The 1,802-nt window shown below is 64.9% G+C and carries 1 protein-coding gene; it reads right to left on the bottom strand.

What is annotated here, in order from left to right:
* Nucleotides 1-25: 25 nt before the first annotated feature.
* Nucleotides 26-1,702 (bottom strand): ISL3 family transposase, encoded by a 1,677-nt coding sequence (locus tag NA4_RS38070; protein WP_067481076.1) that lies wholly within the window; start codon nt 1,700-1,702, stop codon nt 26-28.
* Nucleotides 1,703-1,802: the final 100 nt, after the last annotated feature.

The following is a 1,802-nucleotide window of genomic DNA, read 5'->3' as shown; positions in this document are numbered from 1 at the left end:
ATGGGTTCTGACGCAGATAGCGTGATCATTTCGAGGGCTGCCGGATTTGCGAGGTGGAGCCGGACTCGTTGTGGCTGAGTAGTATTCGCTTCCGGAGCAGGTCCAGGTTCGATCTACCAAAGCACTGCCTCTTGAGGGCCTTGACCTTGTTCACGGTGCCCTCGGTTGGACCATTGCTCCACGGCAGGGTGAGCCCGGCAGTGACAGCGGCGAAGTCGTGCTCGAGGCCGATAGCGAACGAGTGCAGTGCGGGCAGGTCATCGGCACGGACGCTCGCGATCCACTCCCGGAGGCGGTCGCCGCGCCGGTCGCGCATGAGGACCGCGAACGTGCCGACATGACGGCGGGTGGCCGCGAGTTCGGGACAGCAGGTCAGAATCGTGGTGAGTTGGTGTGTTTCGGCGTCGGGTAGGGTGTCGGGGTGACGGGTGATCCAGCCGGTCACCGCCCGGATTCTCGGTTTCGGTGCTGGGACTGCCGGTCGAGCCGATGGCTTGCCGACCTGGTAAGGCCGCAGGAAGCGGTAGACGTTGTTGGGGCTGCCGCGATAGCCGAGTTCGCGCAGTTCGGTGATCAGGGCGGCGATATTGGTGTGTCCGGCGTTCCAGCGGGTGAGCAGATGCGGCACGAACTCGTCGATCATCCTGGAACGAGACGTCGCGGCGGCGATGACGTCCTCGGGGCTGGCAGCGATAGCGAACCGGCGAGCGGTTTTCCGATCGATATCGAGTTCTTCGGCGATGGTGCGCAACCCTTTCCCCTCAGCACGCAGCCGTTGCACCGCCTCGTACCGTTCGGCGGTGCGTGCACGCAATCCCGCGTATCCACCACCGCGATGGCTCTCGAGCAGCAGCGACGTGTCTTCGGAGACCTTGCCCGTGGTGACCTCACCCGTGACCGCTTCAGGAGTACGGTGGGCACCGTCGCTGGGATCGGCACTGGCAGTTGATGATTCGGTGAGACAACCGCGGTGCGCCACAACTGTCTTCTCCACGGCTTGGCACAGGTTCTGCCACAAGTGCCAGCGATCGGCGCATTGGGTGGCCTGCGGTGCGCCGCGGCGCGCGGCCTCGCTGTAGGCGCCGGAACGGTCACGGGTAATCACCTCGATTTCCGGGTGTTGCGACAGCCATGCCGCCAACGGGTCGGCCTCGCGCCCGTCGATGACGTCGATGGGTCGGTGGGTGGCCATGTCCAGCAGGATGGTGGCGTACTTGCGGGAGCGTTTGACGGCGAAATCGTCGACTCCGAGCACGGTGATCGCACCGACTGGCGGGTCAGGCAGCCCACGGATCAACCTGAGCAGCGTATCCCGGCTGCCCGGCAACCCCAGCTGGGCCGCCAGCCGTGCCCCGGCACGTCCTGCCAGCGCCACCGCGATCCTGGTGAGCATCACGGTCAGCTGATCGGTGCGCCGTGACCGTTTCACCGTGAGCCCGTCAACCTGTTCAGCGAAAGTTTGTGCCCGGCAGTCGGTATTCACACAGAAGAACCGGCGCACCATCAGCCGCAAGACCATCTTCCGCCCGGCGACAGCGGCGTCGGCGAGCTGGCGGCGATAACGGGAATGCACACGACTGGACAGGGTTCCGCATCCGCTGCACCGGGCCGTTGGGGTGGCAACCACAGCATCCACGAGCACCCCGTCGGCCTCGGTCCGGACATCCTGAATCAGCAGATCCCTCAAGTGCGGCAACAACATTCGAACAAGATCAACGCACGCCTGCCACCTTCACCCATACCGGGTCGGATCTTGCGGAGACACGCCGACCAGCACGATCACGCTATCTGCGTCAGAACCC

Origin of the sequence: Nocardia amamiensis NBRC 102102 (genome assembly GCF_001612745.1) — a bacterium.
Classification (GTDB): Bacteria; Actinomycetota; Actinomycetes; order Mycobacteriales; family Mycobacteriaceae; genus Nocardia; species Nocardia amamiensis.
Note: the sequence above shows the minus strand (reverse complement) of the source record. Positions and strands in the feature narration are given on the sequence as shown.

Bases quoted from the DNA above. Each gene is read 5' to 3' on its own strand.
- NA4_RS38070 (WP_067481076.1), bottom strand. From the start codon at position 1,702: ATGTTGTTGCCGCACTTGAGGGATCTGCTGATTCAGGATGTCCGGACC.